The organism is Fulvivirga maritima (assembly GCF_021389955.1).
In the GTDB taxonomy this organism is placed as follows: domain Bacteria; phylum Bacteroidota; class Bacteroidia; order Cytophagales; family Cyclobacteriaceae; genus Fulvivirga; species Fulvivirga maritima.
Genome location: NZ_CP089980.1, coordinates 2,911,430 through 2,932,865, shown reverse-complemented (window position 1 = coordinate 2,932,865; position 21,436 = coordinate 2,911,430). Strand labels below are relative to the sequence as shown.

Annotated in this window: 15 protein-coding genes and 1 pseudogene; 5 read left to right on the top strand and 11 right to left on the bottom strand. The window is 37.5% G+C overall.

The genetic code is table 11. The annotated features are described in order from the left end of the window. Positions 1-2: 2 nt before the first annotated feature. From LVD15_RS12550 to LVD15_RS12525, 6 genes and pseudogenes are all read right to left on the bottom strand, one after another. Positions 3-1,043 (bottom strand): outer membrane beta-barrel protein, encoded by a 1,041-nt coding sequence (locus LVD15_RS12550; RefSeq protein WP_233780664.1) that lies wholly within the window; start codon positions 1,041-1,043, stop codon positions 3-5. 120 nt (positions 1,044-1,163) lie between these two features. Beyond that, a pseudogene (locus LVD15_RS12545) lies at positions 1,164-2,481 on the bottom strand (ammonium transporter). A gap of 672 nt (positions 2,482-3,153) precedes the next feature. Beyond that, entirely contained in the window at positions 3,154-4,506 is a 1,353-nt protein-coding gene (gene rseP / locus LVD15_RS12540) for an RIP metalloprotease RseP (protein ID WP_233780663.1), read from the bottom strand. Then, entirely contained in the window at positions 4,507-5,664 is a 1,158-nt protein-coding gene (locus LVD15_RS12535; protein ID WP_233780662.1) for a 1-deoxy-D-xylulose-5-phosphate reductoisomerase, read from the bottom strand. A gap of 23 nt (positions 5,665-5,687) precedes the next feature. Beyond that, positions 5,688-6,527 (bottom strand): hypothetical protein, encoded by an 840-nt coding sequence (locus LVD15_RS12530; RefSeq protein WP_233780661.1) that lies wholly within the window; start codon positions 6,525-6,527, stop codon positions 5,688-5,690. A gap of 7 nt (positions 6,528-6,534) precedes the next feature. Further along, positions 6,535-8,031: a GH3 auxin-responsive promoter family protein gene (locus LVD15_RS12525; protein WP_233780660.1), complete on the bottom strand. Its 1,497-nt coding sequence runs from the start codon at positions 8,029-8,031 to the stop codon at positions 6,535-6,537. Between the two features lie 153 nt (positions 8,032-8,184). On the opposite strand from LVD15_RS12525, the gene LVD15_RS12520 reads away from it, so the two are divergent. Then, positions 8,185-9,654 carry a S1C family serine protease gene (locus tag LVD15_RS12520; RefSeq protein WP_233780659.1) on the top strand — a complete coding sequence of 490 codons (1,470 nt, stop codon included), beginning with the start codon at positions 8,185-8,187 and terminating at the stop codon, positions 9,652-9,654. Positions 9,655-9,705: 51 nt separating this feature from the next. Here LVD15_RS12520 and LVD15_RS27415 read toward each other — a convergent pair whose 3' ends face one another. Genes LVD15_RS27415 through LVD15_RS12510 form a run of 3 tightly spaced genes read right to left on the bottom strand, consistent with a single transcriptional unit; the run spans position 9,706 to position 14,247 of the window. Then, positions 9,706-10,932, bottom strand: a complete 1,227-nt coding sequence (locus tag LVD15_RS27415; protein WP_502798049.1) for a DUF5686 family C-terminal domain-containing protein — start codon at positions 10,930-10,932, stop codon at positions 9,706-9,708. Continuing rightward, positions 10,929-13,907: a DUF5686 family protein gene (locus LVD15_RS12515; protein WP_502798039.1), complete on the bottom strand. Its 2,979-nt coding sequence runs from the start codon at positions 13,905-13,907 to the stop codon at positions 10,929-10,931. Before LVD15_RS12515 ends, LVD15_RS27415 begins: the two co-directional genes overlap by 4 nt. Next, positions 13,822-14,247, bottom strand: a complete 426-nt coding sequence (locus tag LVD15_RS12510; RefSeq protein ID WP_233780658.1) for a hypothetical protein — start codon at positions 14,245-14,247, stop codon at positions 13,822-13,824. Before LVD15_RS12510 ends, LVD15_RS12515 begins: the two co-directional genes overlap by 86 nt. A 362-nt stretch (positions 14,248-14,609) precedes the next feature. Between LVD15_RS12510 and LVD15_RS12505 the strand changes: the two genes are divergently transcribed. After that, on the top strand, positions 14,610-17,843 hold the full coding sequence (locus LVD15_RS12505; RefSeq protein WP_233780657.1) for a hypothetical protein: 3,234 nt from the start codon (positions 14,610-14,612) through the stop codon (positions 17,841-17,843). 259 nt (positions 17,844-18,102) lie between these two features. Here the strand turns inward: LVD15_RS12505 and LVD15_RS12500 are convergent, their stop codons facing one another. Beyond that, positions 18,103-19,053 (bottom strand): putative signal transducing protein, encoded by a 951-nt coding sequence (locus LVD15_RS12500; protein ID WP_233780656.1) that lies wholly within the window; start codon positions 19,051-19,053, stop codon positions 18,103-18,105. Between the two features lie 140 nt (positions 19,054-19,193). Between LVD15_RS12500 and LVD15_RS12495 the strand changes: the two genes are divergently transcribed. From LVD15_RS12495 to LVD15_RS12485, 3 genes are all read left to right on the top strand, one after another. Further along, on the top strand, positions 19,194-19,541 hold the full coding sequence (locus tag LVD15_RS12495; protein ID WP_233780655.1) for a type II toxin-antitoxin system RelE/ParE family toxin: 348 nt from the start codon (positions 19,194-19,196) through the stop codon (positions 19,539-19,541). Then, the gene (locus LVD15_RS12490; protein ID WP_233780654.1) at positions 19,528-19,836 is read left to right on the top strand and encodes a helix-turn-helix domain-containing protein; all 309 of its coding nucleotides are present in this window, start codon (positions 19,528-19,530) and stop codon (positions 19,834-19,836) included. The genes LVD15_RS12495 and LVD15_RS12490 overlap by 14 nt, the downstream gene beginning before the upstream one ends. 301 nt (positions 19,837-20,137) lie before the next feature. Then, positions 20,138-20,473 (top strand): HEAT repeat domain-containing protein, encoded by a 336-nt coding sequence (locus LVD15_RS12485; protein ID WP_233780653.1) that lies wholly within the window; start codon positions 20,138-20,140, stop codon positions 20,471-20,473. Positions 20,474-21,007: 534 nt separating this feature from the next. Here LVD15_RS12485 and LVD15_RS12480 read toward each other — a convergent pair. Then, positions 21,008-21,370, bottom strand: a complete 363-nt coding sequence (locus LVD15_RS12480; protein ID WP_233780652.1) for a hypothetical protein — start codon at positions 21,368-21,370, stop codon at positions 21,008-21,010. Positions 21,371-21,436 lie beyond the last annotated feature (66 nt).

The window sequence follows — 21,436 nt, the reverse complement described above, 5'->3', positions numbered from 1 at the left end:
ATTTAAAACGAATAAACAGCCGCTGCTACCAATTGAAATGCTCCTCCTGTAGGTTCATTATCTGAATCTGCAAATACATCTTCAGAAGCAGTATCATACCTCAACTCAGGAATAAACTTAAGATTGCCAGAGCCTATATTAGCCGAAAAGGTAAATGCATCAACCGATATATCATCTATAGCATCTCTCTGCACGAAATGTTCAAACCTGAACCCTAAAGAGGTAACATCAGTTATTTTCACCTGAGGATAAACTGCCAGGCCATAAAACCCGGTATCTTCTGCGGTATTTAAAAGCTTAGGCTCCTCGTTAGCGCCATAAGTAGCTGCGTTTACGCCCAGATAAAAATATTCTGTAAATTGAAGGCCGGCCGTAATATCAAACTCAGTTCCGCTTTGTTCCCCTGTAATTAAGTTAAAATACAAGTCATATCCTTCGGCTGGGCTATATGACAGCTGCAGACCAATATCTTTACTGGAAGTCATATCAGTATATTCATTCCAGTCATTAAATACCCCTACCATAAGACCGAATTTCTCTGATAATGCAAAATCAAATTTTAAACCTGCATTTTGAAATGGTCCACTAGTAAAAAGGTAAGAAGTAGAGTAATTGAAGTTACCCGTAGGAGATATCACTTCATACCCTACAAATGTACCCATATACCCAGCAGAAACTGTTACCAAATCACTGAGTTGATAGGCAACATATAGATTCTGAATATGAAAGGAGTTATCATCCGCTCCAGAATTGAGGATAGACTGTCCTTGTCCTCTCGGGCCGAATGAAATATCTCCTACAAAGGAGGCCTTACCTACTTGCTGCGAAGCAATAAGATTTACCATACCGATAGAAAACGAATTCTGATCAGAGGCAAAACTTGTAGGTATGTTTGGGTTGCCGGAAAAGTCATACTTATAGTAAGTATCGACCGATCCTGATATGGATAAAGGGGTACTTTCCTCTATCTCATCATCCTGTGCTTTAAGTGTTGTACAAATCAAAAAAGTAGCCATTAATAGTAATAAATAATACTTTTTCATTTTACTTTGTGTTAAGGTTAATAGTTATGTTAGCTGCGAAGTCATGAATCCCTGGAAGATGGGTGAGAGCACTTCCAGGGTGACTTCAGTTAAATATTAATTGTTAAGTGTTAATATTTCTTATTCATCATATATGATAGTATAGCCTCTGATTCCATGCTCATGACTATCCATCCCTTGTCTCTCATGCTCTGCTGAAACTCTAATTCCTACTGTTTTCTTCAAAATAAAGAATATAGCAAAAGCACTAATAAAAGCCGTAGCTCCACATGCTGCTACGCCTATTAGCTGAGAAGAAAAACTTAATGCATTAGCTGCTTCTGCAGCGCTGCTTACCACATTACCAGCTGCATTTATAAACTCGCCATCATCATTAGTCATGGCTTTAAATCCGAAAATTCCTACAGCAAGAGTAGCCCAAACACCACATGTAAGGTGTACTGATACCGCTCCTACCACGTCATCTAAATGTAATTTATCAAGTGTTACTGCTGATAGCACTACTAGGATACCGGCAATAAAACCTACTAGTAAGGCATAGTTAGGAGCAATAACATCAGCTCCTGCAGTAATACCTACCAAACCGGCAAGAATACCATTAAGCACCATACCCAGATCTAATCTTTTAAACATGAAAAGCGCTGTAAACATAGCTCCCAAGCCACCAGTACAAGCAGCCAAAGAAGTGGTTACTAATACTAAAGACACTGCCTCAGGATCTCCCGAAAGAACAGATCCTCCGTTAAAGCCGAACCATCCTAACCATAATAAAAAGACTCCTATTACAGCCAACGGCACACTAGAACCTGGCTTATCAACCACTTTACCATCTACATATTTACCTATTCTAGGCCCAAGAACTATAATTCCGGCTAAAGCCCCCCCAGCCACCAACAGAGTGTACTAAAGTAGAACCAGCGAAATCATAAAACCCTAATGCATCTAACCATCCTGTTCCCCACTTCCAGCTACCTACTATCGGGTAAACCAGACCTACGAAAATAAGAGTGAATATGAGGTAAGCTGATAATTTGATTCTTTCCGCCACGGCTCCTGATACAATAGTAGCAGCAGTAGCGGCAAACATGGCCTGAAAAAGAAAGTCAGTCCATCGGGTATAAGCACCGCTGGTATAGGCAAAAGTTTGATCTCCGTCTCCCATTTGAGGGAAGAAACCATCAAACCCAATGAAAAAACCAGGCTCTGCAGTTCTAGGATACATTAAACTAAAACCTATCAAATAAAACGTTACCAAACCGATGATTGGTGTTAATGTATTTTTAAACAGAATATTTACTGTGTTTTTAGCCTGTCCGAAGCCAGCTTCTACCGTAGCAAACCCTAAGTGCATAATAAAAACCAATGCCGTAGAGACCATCATCCAGACATTGTTGGCCGTAAACAGCCCGACATCAATAGCCTCCTGCTGGATAGCCATAGCCTCATCCAGAACCAAACTTCCGCCCATATGAACAAAAGAAGATAATTCTGTATAAATCATAAAACGCATAATAAAGGAGTTAATTTAAGATTGATTTGTTAATTATATTTTGATATATGTTTCTAGCCAATTAAATATCGAAGAAAAGCTAATTCTTGTAATTTCGGAAATAATCAGGTATAAATTTTAACCAACATTCCACTAACAATACTCAAATCAAGCAAAGATTAGGTAAATATTACACCTATAAGAGCATATTTTTTAGCAAAAAATAAAGAGTTAAGGGGTTAATATCACCTCTCATTGTAAATATTAAAATTGCAATCGTTGCAATTTTGAAAAAGTGAAAATTTTTCATTCCAAATAAATAATACTACATGCTGAATATTATTTATTTAATAAATGCAATTAACAGAAGTTTATACAGGCAGTATTACAATGAGGTTAAATCAAAAAATCAACAAGCGAAATTTCGAAAGTGAATTACTGCATCCGTTTGAAATATCAACAAAACAGATCAATTGAATTTTTTAAATCGAATAATCCAAAAATCATACGATTGCAGGATAAGTAGTAATATGAATAATAAATGGAGCACAACTTAGATTAGTCATAAAAAAAGCCATCATGGGAATGATGGCTCTCTAATAAGTTCTATGAAGGTTTTTATCAGCTTCCTCCTCCAAATAAGTTTTGTATAAACTCTATCTTGAATATATCATTGAAAATAACGAAGACCATGAGTAATAATAACACTGCCATACCTATTTTCTGTGCATTTTCCAGGAATTTATCTGAAGGCTTGCGCCCTGAAATCATCTCATAGGTAAGGAACATTACGTGCCCACCATCTAGCGCTGGTATCGGCAACAGGTTCATAAAGGCAAGGACCATTGATAGTAAGCCTGTCATGCTCCAAAAACGCTCCCAGATCCATTCTCCACCATATGCTTTAGCTATTCCAATAGGTCCGGAAAGTGATTTAGTAACAGAAAGGTCTCCACTAAACATTTTGCCAAAGGCTTTAATTTGTAAAAACACTATACCAAAAGCCTTCTTAGTTCCTTTAGAAATAGATTCTCCAAAACCATATTCTATCTGATCAGTATAAAGATCTGCAGGATTAATGAAGCCTACACCAAGAATAGTATCGTTTTTAAAGTCATGCGTAAAGCTAAGCACGTCTTCTCCTCTCTTCACTTTAAAGTCAACAGAATCTCCTTCGTAGCTCTTCACATACTCCACTAAAGCCTTTTGATCTTCAAATGGCTTCCCGTTTATTTCTACTATCCTGTCTCCTTCTTCTACTCCTACTTTATCAGCAATGGAACCCTCTTGAATTTGCTCAATTATAGTAGGTAAGTTAAAAGACACAAAGTTGCTTTGGGCCTCTTTACTATTCATTTTATCAATGAAATTACCAGGAATTGGCACGTTCACTTTTTCTCCATCTCTGATCACCGTATAATAAGAGCCTGTACCCATAAAGGTGTTAGGATTAAGAATCTCAGAAAAGTCTTCTACTTTTTGGCCGTTTATTTTAATGACTTGATCACCTGTTTTTAAACCAAGCTCCTGCCCCAGGTCTAAAGCCACGATACCACCATTTTCATTGATAGCATCATTAGAGATAAACATTTCGCCATATATAAAGGTGAGGAAAATGAAAATGACAACACCAGTAACTACGTTTACAAAAATACCACCTAGCATCACAATCAGTCTCTGCCAAGCTGGCTTAGATCTAAATTCATAAGGTTTGGGAGGCAATTTCATCGCTTCTTTATCCATGGATTCGTCTATCATCCCTGATATTTTCACAAATCCGCCTAAAGGAATAGCACTTAAGGCATACTCTGTCTCTCCATATTTAAAGCTGAATATTCTTGGAGGAAACCCAATTGAAAATTGCTCAACGCGCATCCCAAAGGCTTTCGCTGCTAAAAGGTGGCCCATTTCGTGCAGCCCAACCAAAATTGATAAGCTCAGAATAATCTGAGCTGCCATAATTAATCCTTCCATTTACTTTATTAATTCTAGTGCTTTTATTCTTGTCTCTTGATCCGTATTTACATAATCCTCAAAAGAAGGACTACTAATAAACGAAATTTTCTCCATACATTTCTCCACAATGTCTGACATTTGTAGAAAACCAATATTATCTTTTAAAAATTCCTCTACCGCTATTTCATTTGCAGCATTCAGTATACAAGGCAAATTACCGCCTTTATTAATCGCTTCAAATGCTAAAGCTAAATTACGGAAAGTATCGGTGTCGGGTTGCTCAAAAGTCAGTTGAGGGTACTGCATAAAATCAAACCGGGGGAAATCTGACTTAAGGCGCTCTGGGTAAGCCAGCGCATATTGAATAGGCAATTTCATATCAGGAAGGCCCATCTGCGCTTTAATAGAACCATCTTGAAACTGCACCAAAGAGTGTACAATAGACTGCGGATGTACCACTACCTCTATCTGATCAATACTTACTCCGAAAAGCCATTTAGCTTCAATCACTTCGAGGCCTTTGTTCATTAAAGAAGCAGAATCTATAGTTACTTTGGCGCCCATATCCCAATTAGGATGTTTTAAAGCCTGCTTTTTAGTAACATGAAGCAATTCCTCTCTGGTTTTGCCTCTGAAAGGCCCGCCGGAAGCCGTGAGAATCAGTTTTTCAATGGAATTATGAAAATCTCCTACCAGGCACTGAAAAATAGCGGAATGCTCAGAATCAACAGGATAAATGTTAATACCCTTCTCCTGAGCCATTCTGGTGATCAGCTCACCCGCCACCACTAATGTTTCTTTATTGGCTAAGGCTATACTTTTACCTGCTTCAATGGCTCTGATAGTAGGCTTCACTCCACTGTAACCCACCAAAGCGGTGAGCACCAAATCTATGGAGTCCATATCTACAACAGCGGCCAGCGCATTTTCCCCTGCATACACTTTGATATCTTCAGGGTCTAAAACCTCAAATACTGTCTTATAATGAGCATCATTTGCTATTACCACAGCATTAGGTTTAAATTTTTTGGCTTGCTGTATTAGCAGTTCAAAATTATTTTGAGCGGTAAGTACTTCTACCTCAAATTTATCGGGGTTAGCCTCTATCACTTCCAGTGCCTGAGTTCCGATTGAACCTGTAGAGCCCAGAATGGCTATTTTTCTTTTATCTGACAAAACTTTTATTTTACTAAAACATCTTATTCCAAACCACTTCTAACCTGAAACAGCTCCACCCAGCCATGTTCTCTTTTCAAATCAGGATGGTGTTCGTTTATATATTCTTTGATTTGCTCTTCATATCCAGGGAACAAATCGTAAGGCTTTCCTTTATATAAGGATTTAAATTTAAAGTCTCTTTTTCCTGTAACGGCATCCTTATGACTCTTCCTATTAAATTCTATTATTCCTGAGTATTCCTTTAATTTATCCGGCTTTGTTGACTCTAGAATAGTCAAAGGCTCAGAGCCTTCACTAATTAAATATATGTATTTCTTAATCTTCCAATTACTATCATTAATAATTGATCCCTCACTTTCTTGAGAAAAAGGATCCACCAGACTTTGATAAAGCATGTTTTGAGTATTTATATTAATGATATTCTTCACATTAGGGTAAGTTTTATCATCATAATAAAACTCATATTTAGACAAAAGGGCACGACTATTATCTTGCTCCAATACATGGTAAAACCCAAATCTAGCTCTACTGGTAAGCTCTTGACCTACCACTAAAGGTAATGAATAGAATTCCCATTTCTCATTTCCTTTATAATAGTGAAATTCAACAACTTTTTCAGAAGTAAAAGTGTAGAGTTCATCTCCTTTCTCTAAGGTAACTACATCAGTAACGTAGTTATAGTTGAGCTTTCCTTTTACTACTTTTCCGTTGTCTAACTGCACGCTACCGTCAAACCATTGATCTTGTTCTTTAGAATAGTGAATGCCCTTTATACCATCACTATCTCCAATGGCTCCCGGCTGTGCCAGCACAGCGATGCTGCACATTAAAAATAACAATACTGATAAAAGAAGTCTCATTGCAAGGTTATACTCTATAATTAATCAAAGCATCAGCGATCTTCCTATCATTAGATAAACGAGGCACTTTATTCTGCCCCCCCAGCTTACCCTGTGATTTCATATAATTAATAAAGGAATCTCTCTTAAGCTCTATCACTTCCAGGTTTCTCAGAATATTACCTGAAAGCAGATCATCATAGTAAGTGTTTAATTTTTGAAGCTGCGAATTTAGTTCTTTTTCAAAGGCTTTCAAATCTGATGGAGCGTTTGAAAACTCAATATACCATTCATGCAAAGGCAGTCCCTCAGTCGGCGTTACTTGTGGCGCTACTGTAAACTCTACAATCTCAGCTTCAGTAAACTTCTCAAGCGTAAATTTCATTGCCTTTTCCACTTCCTCTCCAATCACATGCTCTCCAAAAGCGGAAATAAAATGCTTTATCCTCCCTGTAACTAATAGCCTGTGCGGATATTTAGAAACAAACTTCACTGTATCACCAATGGAATAGCCCCACAGCCCTGCATTATTACTAAGCACCACGGCATAATTTACGCCTACCTCCACCTCATCTATAGTAAGCCTGGTAGGTTTTTCATTAAAATACTCATCTGCAGGAACAAACTCGAAGAATATTCCTGAATTAGCCAACAGCAATAACCCTTCTTCCGTCTGGCTATCCTGATAGGCTATAAAGCCTTCTGATGCCGGGTAAGTCTCTACAGAATCTACGCGTTTGCCAATACTTTCATATAATTTGGCCTTATAAGGCTCAAAATTCACCCCTCCGTATACAAACAGCTCAAAGTTTGGAAATACATCTTTAATCTTCTTGCCCGTTCTGGCCTGTATTCTATCAAAATACATTTGCACCCAAGGAGGAATACCCGAGATCAGGCTCATATCTTTATCTATAGTCTCATCTATGATCTTCTCCAGCTTCTCTTCCCAGTCTTCTATGCAATTGGTTTCGTAGCTCGGCATCTGGTTAGTTCTTAAGTAGCCGGGCACATGGTGATTTACAATACCAGACAAACGACCGGTGTTAATACCTGCTTTCTGGGTTAAAATAGGACTCCCTGAAAGGAAAATCAGCTTGCCATCTAAAAACTGTGATTTCCCTGTTTCATGCACATAGCTCAGCAAGGCATTTTTAGCACTATTAATATGATTAGGAATAGAATCTTTAGTGATGGGAATATATTTAGTGCCAGAAGTAGTGCCCGATGTCTTAGCAAAATATTCAGGTTTACCTGGCCATAAGATATCACTATTACCTTCTACCACCTGCTTTACGTAAGGAGATAGTTGTTCATAATCTCTGATAGGCACATTCTCCTGAAAGTCCTTGAAATTTTTTATATCGGCAAAGCCATGATCCTTACCAAATTTAGTGGCAGCTGCCTTTCTGATAAGTTCATCAAAAACCTTTTTCTGATACTCTCCCGGCCTGGCAGACCACTTCTTCTGTTGCCTTACCACATAAGAAGCCAACGGCTTGCTTAAAGTTGATCGTATTCCCATGGGCACAAAGATAAATAACTCTTGCTCATAGCAGGTGCTAAAAAGCAAAAGGTGTTTAACAAATATTAACTGAATAATATAAAACTTGCGCAAAAATGTCACGTTCTTTATAACTGCACAATTTTTGATAACTAAACAGCAAAAATTAGAAATATGCGAAAAACACTTCAGATCATACTACTAAGTTTTACTGCCGGTTTGGGAGGAGCTTACGTCTTTGACCTTTATAAAACCAATCAAATAGCCCCTTCTTCCGCCGCAGACAGCAGCCAATTTCAACTGGTAAATAATAGGTTCAATGATGGTGAGCGGATGCAAAACAACCGTTCTAGCTTACCCGCTACTGACACAGACTTTGTTTTAGCTTCTGAAACCAGCACCAAAAGCGTGGTATACATTAAAAATATTTCAGAAACTGCTTACAGAACCAGCTACCTGGATTGGTTCTTTGACCGCAGCCCAGGCAAGCAGACTCAGATCAGCAGCGGTTCAGGGGTGATTTTTTCTGAAGACGGATATATTGTAACTAATAACCACGTAGTACAGGGAGCTGACAGACTGGAAGTAGTGTATAACAAAAAAATCTTTGATGCTGAGCTAATAGGCACTGACCCTTCTACTGACCTGGCTGTACTTAAGGTAGACGGAGCCTCCCTGCCAGCCATTCCGCTTGGCAGCTCTAAGCAGCTCAATGTTGGTGAGTGGGTAATAGCAGTAGGAAACCCTTTTAACCTTACATCAACCGTAACAGCTGGTATAGTGAGTGCTAAAGGCCGAGAAATTAACATTTTGCAAGGAAAATTCCCTATCGAATCATTTATACAAACAGATGCTGCCATTAACCCTGGTAATAGTGGTGGGGCACTGGTGAATAAAAGTGGAGAGTTAGTAGGTATAAACACGGCCATTTTATCTATGACAGGCTCTTATGCTGGTTATGGTTTTGCTGTACCTATTGATATAGTAAAGAAAATAGTGGGTGACCTCATAGAATATGGAGAAGTGCAGAAGGCTTTCTTTGGTGGAGAAGTATCTGACTTTGATGCTGCTATCGCTAAGCGAATGGACATCAATATTAAAGATAATGCCGCTTATGAAGGGGTACTACTTAGCCACGTGCAAGAAGACGGTGCTGCCGCTAAAGCAGGACTAGAAGAAAATGACGTCATTCTTTCAGTAAACAACATCTCAGTAAATAGCAGAAGTGAATTTGAAGAGGAACTCAGCTATCACTCTCCTGGAGATAAAATATCCATTACGTACAAAAGAGATGGTAAAGTGAAAAGCGCAAATCTATCACTTACCAATAGAGAAGGCACCACCAGTATACTTAAAAGAGAGATATACACCTCTGAGTCTCTGGGTGCTCAATTTGAATCTGTACCTAAAGTAGAAAGAGATTTATTAGGAATTGAATATGGTGTGAAAGTGTTCAATATTCAAAATGGCCTTTTAAGAAGAGTGGGCGTATCAGAAGATTTTGTTATTACTGATATTAACCGAGTGGCCATAGATGACCCAGAAAAATTAGTGGATATATTGGAAAAAATAAGAGGCAGGGTAATTATAGAAGGTGTAAACAGTAAAGGTAGAGAAGGTTATTATTCTTTCTACTTAAGATAAATAAGAGAAGGCTGCTTCCTATTGATTAATAGCGAAGCAGCCTTTATTTTTTTAAAGGTTAGAAATTCCAAACCATATCCGCACGCCGGTTTGCACGTTATCTACATCATCATAGCCAGCCACAAAGTCTACTCGCATTACTTTTAAAATGTTTTCCACTCCAAAATAAAGCTCAGTATACTCTCTATCACCAGATTTCAGGAAGTTAGCCCCTCCCAACATCTGAAATTTAAACCTTCTGATCAGCGGAAACTTATTCATTAAAAATCCATTGAAATGGTGCTCATAATGTCCTTCCCAGTAAGTGCTGGTAGTACTTCTGCTATAATAATCTAAAATATGATAGGCATTGAGCGGAGCATGTTCACGCCCATAATGTTCCTGCTTGTTCAGAAATATGGTTTCATTGCCTCTAAAGTGTTTATAATCGACAAAAGGCACTGAAGATTTATTAAAAAAGCCTCCAAAAGCCACATCAAACGAAGAAATACCAAAAAGCCCCATATCAATATCATCACCTATATTAATATTAGCAAAATCAAAATCCACATCACTTCCAAGCCCTGATATGCCCTTTTTATATCCGAGGGTTACGGTTGGGTACTTAGATCCATAAATCACTTTTCTATCTGGTCGGGTTGCATATTTCTGCTTTATTCTTAGCCGGGCGGTCATCTGAAATATCAATGCCTGATGTTCGTTAAACAAGGGCACATCAGATTCTGGTGACAAAGGATTATTAGAAGTATACCTGCGATCCTCTTTTTCAGAGACAAAAGCATAGTTACTGTTATTCACCATCGGCTCTCTATTCTGGTACGAGAGCTGACCGGTAAGCATAACTCCATTGGTCACTTCTTGTTGATAACCGATATCAAAAAATGATTTCCGATACAATTTCATGAAGTTCTCGCGCCTGAGTAACGAATAAGCAGCATTAACAACAGGGTTGATAGGTTCTAAATTATTAATCTGAGCCATCTGCTGACCTGCCGACATAGAAAAGCGTTTAAAATGCATGGCATCTAAAGTTTTAGCAAAAGCCGCTGAAACATTTAACTGTTCTGATGCAAAGCCATACCTAATGTTACCTCTTAACAAATAGCTCTTCCCATCATAAGTCCACCAATCTCCTTTATATCTGCTCCACTTAAAATTAGCCACAAGTCCTTCTACGGTATTGAACTGCACCATATCCAGCAGACCCGAAAAATTATAAAACAGCTTCTTAGATCTTTTTCGGATTTGTATACCTGTTAAAAATTTATTCCATTTTATCTTGTTCTCTCTCTATCTAATGAATCCAGATATTCCTTTGACTGGTGCAGCTTCTCCGTACTGTCTCGTTTATAGTAATACCTAACCTCTTCATCAGTAAGCACCACCGGCCTGTGCTCTTGCCAATAAGCAGAATCCTTTTTATTGGCCTCCTTTTCTATTTTAAAAATTTCGTTATTAAAGAGATTTTTAGGGAAGTCTGGGTTAACCTCATAATTTTTGTAGCTGATAATATTATTGGTAGAACCCGCAAACCCAAATATTTTTATTTTGGAATATGTCTTTAGCAAAAGCGGCATCCATAAGTCCTCCTTTATTTTAACATAATCCTGCTCTACGTTCAGCGTATCATAGAACTCTACCTGGCGATTAGTAAGAATCATATCTATACCCACCACATTCCACGTGTCTTCAGCTATATAGATATTACCTGCAAAAACAGGATCATTTTTTCTACGCGGAATCACCTCTATTTTATTTACCTGGCTGCCTTGCTTCTCCACTTCACCCAGGTATTTATAACGATAAAACATAGGCGCATTAGCGGCGATAGGACTCACTATACCTCTGGCTGCTAAATCGCCAATTTCCACCAGATTCTGATAGAAGTTAAAATCAATTTGCCCTGCCTGGTTCCAGCTGTAGCCCTGGCTCCATCCGCCTACTTTAGAGGAAACCATTACTTCTTTCACTTCATCTGGTTGTTTTTTATACAGTTCTGAAATGGACTCACTGAGATAAATAAGGCCAAGATCCGTACTATCGGGCAGATCTTCTTTAGGCAGAAAGGCAGGCAATTTTTCGGGTATCTCATCCAGCCGATCGAATGATTTCATATATACATCAGCCGAGTAGCCTTCTACCGCTTTCAGATAGTCCTTTCGTTTATCAATGGCCTTTTTAATTATTTCTAACCCAGCATCAGAATAGCTGTCACTCACCACAATATCATTAAGCATAATAGCATCAGAGGTAAGCTCTATATTCAGATCTAAATCACCATTTAATGTGACATCTTTAATGGTATTGGTGTAAGCCACATGACTAAAAACCAACTGATAGTTACCACTCCTTAAATCTAGCGCATACTCACCATTAGTATTAGTAGTAGTACCTGTGGTAGACCCTTGAATAAATACATTTACAAAAGGCATGGGCTCACCATTAGGATCTGTAACCACACCTCTTATGGTGCCATAGCCAGCATCTACCCCTACCGCATTAAGCATAAAAGACTGCTCAAAAGCTCGCTGCTTTAGCCAATTATACCTGCCTGAAGTTAGCCCATGACCCGCATTCATAGAGGTTTTAAGGTAAAGCCTATTCTCATCTGTTTTCATAGCTCGTAGCTTGGCCACATATTTGGCAGGCTCCCAATAAGCCACATTTAGGTCATTATACCCGCCCTGAACCAGCATAATGGGGTAGTCTTGAGCTTTAATATTATCATAAGGAGAATAAGAGAGCATATAATCAAAATAGTCCTTCTGATTTGGGTTGCCCCACTCGTCATACTCAAAGGTTGTCAGGGGAATGGTTTCATCAAGCATGGTATTGATTACATCTACAAAGGGCACACTAACTATGGCCGCTTTAAATAAATCAGGACGCATGTTTAGTACCGCGCCCATAAGCAAACCACCGGCACTAGCGCCTGAAATAACCAGCTTGCTACTATCAGTATACCCCTCATTAATCAGAAACTCAGAGCATGCAATAAAATCAGTGAATGTATTTTTCTTATTGAATAATTTACCTGCCTCATACCACTTATTACCATATTCACCACCTCCACGAATGTGAGCCGTAGCCTTAATGAAACCTCTGTCCAGCAGACTCAAGTCTGCTATGCTGAAGGCAGGGAAATTGGAACTGCCGTAAGATCCGTACCCCCCTAGCAAAAGCGGGTTGTCTCCATTTAGCTCTATACCCTTTTTATAAATAATCGAGATGGGAATTTTAGTACCATCTGAGGCAGTAGCAAATAACCTTTTTGTGATGTATTCGTCAGGATTATAACCTGCCACTTTATTTTCTTTTATCACTACTTTCTCTCTGGTTCTTAAACTATATTTATAGTAACCTTCCGGATGCTTCTGCGAACTATAGTTGTATAACAATGTATCAGTGCCATAATCAAGGGCAATAGCTCCACTGGCAGAATATGATGGATCAGGAAATTCCATTCTATAAGACTCCCCGGTTTTTCTGTTTTTCACTAAAAAAGAAGGAAGACCATCTACTAACTGATTTAAAACCAAAAAGTCAGAAGAAAGCGAATAAGATGACAGCGGAATACTATCATTTGCAGGTACAAAAATTTCCCAATACTGCTCTCCTGTTTTATCTACAGGAGTCCTTACAATATCACGACTTTTACTCGGGAAGTTTTTAACCACATAAAAGTAATCTTCCCCTTCATGATGATTAATCCAATACTTTTTATCCTGCTCTCTTTTCTTGAAGAGCTTTAGTTTTGAATTAGGATTATCTGCCAACATATAGCGAATTTCTGTACTAAGTGTAACAGAAGAATTGATAAGTATGTACTTTTTGGAGGTAGTTTTACCTAGACTAAGCATAAATGTCTTATCCTTTTCTTCCAAAAGCACTTTATCGTTTTTCACATCATCTCCACGTTTATGAGTAAGTACAATGTAATCCCTATTAGTAGTATCTTTTTTAGTATAGGCAATGGTTTTACTATCATTAAACCACTCTATGCTTCCTACCCGGTGGAGCTCATCATTAATCACTTCTCCGGTATTAAGGTCTTTAAAATAAACACTGGTCTTAGCACCTCCTGTATAATCTACCTGATAAGCTAACCACTGATGATCAGGACTTATAGAAGGGCTTACTCCTATATATCCCATTCCTTCGGCCAGTTTATTGACATCCAGCAGCACCTCCTCTTCCGCCTCCATGCTTCCCTTCTTCCTGCAGTAAATACCATAATCCTCCCCCTTTTTCATACCTGTAGTAATAGAAGTAATCATCCTTCTTAGTTGGGGGCGACAGATCATCCTCTTGCATACGATCCTTCATTTCCTCAAAGAGTTTTTCTCTTATCCACTCTCCACTTTTGGTCATTCTCTGCACATAGCCATTCTCTGCAGAAAGGTAGTTAATCACCTCATAATCGTTCTTTTTGCGTAACCAGTAGTAATTATCTCTTAGAGTGTCTCCATGAATTATAGTCAGGTGTTCTTCTTTTTTGGCCACTGGCGGCTCTATGCTTTGAGCCCATGATTTAGAAGCCACAAAAAGCAGCAGAAGGGTGGTTATCCCTCCCTTTTTAAAGTGTATAGACATAAAAGGTAAGTAAGTTGATTAATTTACTTTTATTAATGACAAAAGCTTATAAATATTGTATTTTCAATATTATAAATAATTTCATCAATTAAAAAATGTAGCCAACTTCTTAATTCTCATTTCATTTCACTCATTATATCATCTGTCTACCATTATTTTAAGCCAACATTAGCCTTAAGTTTCGAGGCCTAATTATAGCCACCTCAACCAGCAGTATTTTACCTTAGTCGTATTCCGTAATCACCCCTACCTGAATTCCGTGAAAATTCAATCCTTATGAAAATTTGCCATCACAAAAATTCATAAGCCCTTATAAATCATATAGTTTTACATAAACTAACACAACAACAAATTCACTCATAATGACGGAACAAGACGGGAAAGCATCACAGAATAGCCGCCAAACACTACTGAAAAATTCTATCGAATTACTTCCTATGGAAGGACTCGAAAACACCAACTTTTTATTAGAAGAACAGCAACTATATTTTTGGTTAGAAAAGGGAGATCAAGACCCATTAGAAAAGAAGTGCTATTTTGTACATTGCACAGATATTAAAAACAGGTATTACTTTGTATCTAAGCCTGTAGCGCTGAAAAAACTAAATAAGTATCTCATAAAGGATTTTGAAGGCGAGCAAATGTTTATGTCTGAAGTTAGCAGTGGGCTAAAGAAGATATCGAAAAAGAAAAATACTTTTGAACCTGTTCATGTTTCAGAAATTGCCAAGATTCTAAGCGGGAAAGACTTCGAAGAACTTCAGAATCAAGAAGAAGAGCGCATGTTAGCTTACCGGTCAGATGAATTTGACTTTGAAGCCAATTTACATATTCATGCCAACTATGCCACTATCTGGTTTAATGACTCATTGATTTTCAATTTCTATGATGACCAGGAGGCCTGGCTTAAGTTAGCCGACAAGCAATTAAAGAAATTTGAATTATCACCGCACGATACCGCATCTGACAGACAAAAAGAGGAAGTTAAAAATGCCCTTGCAAAGTTAGATAACAGCCAGCAGGAATATAATCGCAAAAGAGATCTTTTGATAAATCACCCTGAATTAAGCCAACTGCTATTGAATGGTGACTTTTCAAGTCATTTTGACAATTTCAGAGCAGGCAAATTTGAGATTATAGATAATGATGTAAATGAAGAAGGTGATTTCACCCTCCTCAATAGTCAGTGCCTGATCATAAATGGAAACCTTAACGTAAAGGGCTCTCTATTAATGAAAGAAGGGCCTAAAACAGGGCTTATATTTAATGATGGACAGGTCATAGTAACAGGTAACGTTACTGCAGAGAATCTGATCATCTCTGCTATACTCACTCCATTATTTATAGCAGGAAAGACTACTGTAACAAATATACTGATTGATAGCCACCATATACATGCGGCCGTCCCTCCACATGCTCACATTCTGCTACATCAGCACAAGCCAAACAACAAAAATAAGCGATATACTTACGATAAAGAAGCGACCCCTTACAATGGTTATATCTTTGATGAAAGCATTTATCAGGAAGCAAAATACGGCTCCTCTTATGAATACAAGCCTGATTTAATCTTAGATAAGATCAAAAAAGGAGAGCAGTTTCTGGATTTCGATCAGCAGGTTGAAATAGACCTCACCCCGTTAAAAATCAATGCATTTATTGACATGATGACTTACTGGGAAGGTTACTACGGTAGCCTGGCTGGCTTTGAGAAGCTCGACGGAATATATGAAGACCACCAGATAAAAGAAGGCGATATATATCCTGGCGCTGGCGACTGGGTAGTAGTAGACCGCAGGAGCAACACAGGTACTTACGGCTATAGTCATGATGGTGGCGGCATATCTTCCGTAATCATCAAAAGCCCTAAAAAACACGGCGTTAACTATAAAGAAGAGCCTATTGAAGGAAAAGTAGCTCCCATTACTTTACTAGAAAGGTATCAGTGGATTTCTGATTTATTTATCGACTGGCTCCACAGAACTACCCCATCTCCATTTGGTCATTTTGAAGATGCCGATGACATCAACAAAAGCTATGAGGAAGAAAAAAGTGAGTTTCCTACAGATCCGCATCTTGCCTTATACTGGTTATTGCATTTTGGCTTCAGCTTAGATAAAAGATATGATGAAGTAGCTGCCATAGTAAAAGAGCATCAGCTAGACGACGAAATGTACCATATCTACGATACCTTAATATTCTTCGAGAACACAGATGCTTTTTATGACATCGAAATAAAGAAAAGTGAAGAAGCCAAAGAGATCTTTTTAAGAAGAAGGGCCTTTTTAGTGTTCTTTACCCAATCTCAAAGCTACAGAGGCGGTAGTGATAATCTTCAGAACTGGTGGAATTCAATAATCATGTATCCTAAAGTAGAGGATAACCTGATTACAAGAATGCGCTGGCTGAAAAACAACCTCAAGAAGTACAACCAATGGAATGAATTTGAGGCTCTAGTGAAAGATGATCAGAAAGACATTTGCCTGCTCTCTTATGTATACGCCTGTAATCCGAACACTGAAGATAAAGCCAGCTATGCTGATAAACTAGTCAATGAGCTCTTCACCTATAAAAATGTGTGGAAAGATGAGCATAAGAGAAAGTTTGCAGAAATTATGCTATGGGATGTGCGTGATTTTGTATCAGACAAAGAGGCGCTAAAAACTACAGCGGCTTTTTATTTTAATGGCAATGAAGTATCTAAAGAATACCAGGATATATTGGCCGTACTGGGTGAGCAAAATGAAAATGTAGCTGCATTAAGAGAGCATATAGCTGCTATTGACCAATTCATAGAAGGCTATGATAGGTTCAAAACCCCAGCGGAAGAAAAAGCTAAAATTCAGAAAAACATATTCAATTACCTCGATGGACTAACTCCAGAAATACGCCTTGAAACATTAATGAACCTTAAAGGCAGAGATCTACAACGCATGTGCTTTGTATACCTATGGAGGGCAGATATTGAGAATAAAAAAGAGGCATTATTACATTTATTTGTAAACTCAGATTTTAGCGCTCATGATATCAATGAAAAGCTCTTTGGAGAAGACTTCCCTAACTTCATAAAAGGTGAGGATGATCCTAATCTAGAAATGGCCAAAGCCCTTTTTGAAGTGGCACCTAATTTATTTGATAGTGACTACCCTTGGGAAAATTCTATAAAAAGTGCCGCTGTATTTTTCTTAACCTCAGCACACCTACCTTCAGTTTATGATTATTTTATGGAAAAGGTGATGGCTCCACTTACTCCAGCAGGTTACAAGAAAAAACAGGTGATTTTCTCCAGCATCTATACTACACAATATGACACTAAGATTAATCCTTCTTTAAATTTCTCTAAAGAACAAATAGAAGGTGTATTAGAAGCCATGATAAAGCTCTTCTTAAGAGATGGAGGCAATTCTGATGCAGAAAGAGTGATATTTTATTGTCAAAACCCTGAAGCAGAAGAATGGATACGTGCCCGAATGAATGACAAAACCTGGATGAAGCAATTCGCCTCTATTCAAACAGCATATGATCCTTTAGATGAAGAATTAGAAAGCTGTTTCGAATCCGCTTTGGAATTTATAGAAGAAGAAAAAAGCAAATAAGACCTTCCTCTGAAAACCGAACCCTGCAAGCTATTTTTAAGTTTGTGGGGTTCTTTGTATAAAAGCATTATTCACGTACTTCAACTCCATCTGCCTGGTTTTCAACTTTAAAATCCTTATAACAGTCAAAACAATGAAACTCCCTTTTATACAATGGCAAGGGCACCCCAATCAATAATAACAATAAGCCCACTACACCCGCTGGCTTTTTACTTTCTCCAACATTATCAGAATTACAGAAAGGACACTTTTCAGCCATTTACCTATTAGAAATTACTATTAAATGAATACTATCTCTTTTCTCTTTTAATTTTATAAAAGACGGGTTAAACACGGCTGACTTATCTTTCAATTCTCTGTTTTGAATATATTGAGTGTAATATTCATCAGCATTTTCTAAATCTCCCGTTATTTCATAAACATATGCCAAGTCCTGTAAGTGTACTTTATTTTTGTTAGAGGCATATTTATAATTCCGGATTGCCTCATCATAATCTTTAAGTTTCAGCTGGCATTTGGCTACTGCTGCCAGGCCTTCAGCTCTATAATCACTTAAACTCAAAAAAGCTTCAAAATACTCACTGGCGACTTTAAAAGAATCTAATTGATAATATCCATACCCCAAACGCCAGCACAAAGCGGATTCATTAAAGTAAGTGGTATCTAAATAAGACTTAGCTAATAGAATAGCCTGCTCCGGATTTATAGTCATGATACTATCCAGTTCTTGAAAAAGCTGCGTTTCTGCACCTCTACTTTCAGCTTCTAGCTCTTTAATTTCCCTATCCTTTTGAGAAGTTTCTATGAATTCCATGATTTCAGCACTGAAAATGAACATGATCAGAAGTAATATAGCTGACGCAATTATAAAAACTGTTCGTATTTCTACCGGCCATTTCCCTACTAATGGCCAGGTCTTAGTCCGTTCATTTATCCAGTTAAAATATCCAGAATACTGCTCTTTACTAGCTTGCACTACTCCACCCTGCTGCAATATCGACTGAGCCACCTCCACATCCCTTTCTCTAACCTGAAGTTTCACTCCACCTATAGCATTCGAGTAAAAATTGTACACCTGCACAGTCATCTCGTCCTTTAGAAAGGCCTCAATTTCTAGTGACTCTAACTTAGATTTCCATACATGAGCTTCATGCGGATATTGAAAGACCGCTATAGTTACAAAATCATCCATATAATAAAAATTGATCAAATATGAACATTTTATTGTAAAGCAAAAGGTAAATACTGTACTATAATATTTAAGAAAGCCACATAATAGGCAACTATTTAAAAAATACATTGAACTTAAACCACTTGCAAGAAGTTACCTAATTAGATAACTCTGATAATATGGACACCCATGGTGATGTCAGAAAAGTAATTTTCTTTGGTGAATATTTTTGGAAGTTCTACCATGTGCAGCCTCCCAAAATAAAGGATCGTATAAACTGGACCCTAAAATTAATTCAAAGTCTTGAACGAGTGCCTAAGAAATATCTAAAAAACATCACAGGAACTTCCTTATATGAAATACGGCTAATATCGGGGACAAACATATATAGAATATTCTGTTTCTTTGATAAAGGAAAATTAGTAGTGGTACTGAATGGATTTCAAAAAAAGACCCAGAAAACACCGAAGAACGAAATTAAATTGGCAGAAAAGCTACAAAAACAATATTACGATGAGCAAAACTAAAATTGTAAGTTTTGATGAACACCTTAATTCCGAATATGGCGAACGAGGAACTGACTCGAGAGAAGCATTTGAAGAGGGTTTTGAGGCCTTCAGGTTAGGAATCATGATCCAAGAACTGCGCAAAAACCAAGGATTGACCCAAGAGCAATTAGCTCAAAAGTGTGGTACCACCAAAACATATATTTCAAGAATTGAAAATAACGCTAGTGATATTCGCCTGTCAACCCTAATGAGAATCATAAGAGACGGCCTCGGAGGACAGTTAAAACTATTAATTACAATCTTAACTCCATAAAAGAGTAGTGACTAATACTTCGATCCTATCTTTGTATTCATCTACAGTTCCTTGCCTGTTCCCTATTATAAAGCGGCAGGAATATCATTTACCTATTTTATATAAGAATAAGTTTACTTAATCAGCTTACTCCATTTAATATTTTTCAAAGAAATATTTATTAAATTAACAACCGAAATCACATTTGTAATCATAATTAAGGATAACAAAATGTGGTTCTTAGTATTGTCTAGACGCCCAATAACTATTCTGAAGTTTGTCCTGAGCATGTTTTAATCCAGTAAATATTCGATTTTAAATAATGACTTATTATATTCTACTAGATCAGCTATTTAATATTCAGCCTTCCACCAAACAGGTAGACCAATGGACTAAAGCACGACGACTAGAAGATATCGAGTATTTTCTAGAAAATGGCGATTATAAAGTTCGAATAGCCTGCGCTAAGGCTTTGGTTGTTTTAGATGCCAAGAGTTCGATAGAAAGGTTGAGGAATCAATTATCAGACAAAGTAAAACCGGTTGCACAAGAATGTGCCAATTCTTTACGAAAGCTAGGCGCTTCTAGTGAGGTAGAGCGAGAAATTGAAGAAATGGAAGCAAGGTGGAAAGAGAGAAGCCATTTGGGAAGAGAATAGTAAAGGACATAAAGATGTTTTTATAGCTAACTGGGAAAAGACCGATTGGCTGGCGATTGTAAAACAACAATTAAAAAAAAGGATGAGGTGATTATCACTTTTAATACTTACTCTGCTATTGAACTTGCTTCCTAAAGCGTTAAAATCAGCAATTACAACAAATAAAATAATGCATGAACCTTATGAAATCAGGTTAAAACAAAGAGCTGATTTTAGAGTAAAATACCGATTTATGAAGCCTCACGATTCAACTTGTAAGATATCCTGCTTGCTACAAAAGGATTCTATTAAGTTTAAAGGAATAATAAAGTCGTCATTCCTGAATCATGGAGCCATAGCGGAATGATATTAGGAATCTCACTAATCAAGCGAGCAGTTCAGAACAGCGAGACCCCGACTCTTCATTTCGTTACGGCCGGGATGAAGTCAGTTTTGTTAGGATACAATTTTTTTGAAATACCAAAAAAGAGGTACCACAAAGGGCACATTTCAGCAATAAGTATTATACTAAAATAAATTAGCACCTGATGACCTCTATAAATTCTGGTTTTCCTTGGCCTTATTTATTAATTCACTAATTTCTTTTAGTGATTCATTATTTTCATTCATCATGTCAATTTCTTCTTTTGAAACACTCATTGCTTCATTTGTAAATCCATTATTATCTGGAGGTTTTACACATCTAAACATTTCACTCCGAAAAATATTACGCGCTACATAAAGCCAATCTTCAGCTTTTACATAGTTATGTTTCTCAATAGCTTTATTGAATGAATCTCTGAATAACTCCATCTTTTCAGGCTTAATAGCATCAATCCGAATTCCTTTCCCTTTATAGCCATTACGATAAGCTATAATTGCTTCTACAAATACATCAAAATAGTCCTTTTTCATCATTACCTTGGCATTATGTTATTAATATGAATCATCATCATCAAAAAGGCTACTAACACTAGGATATAT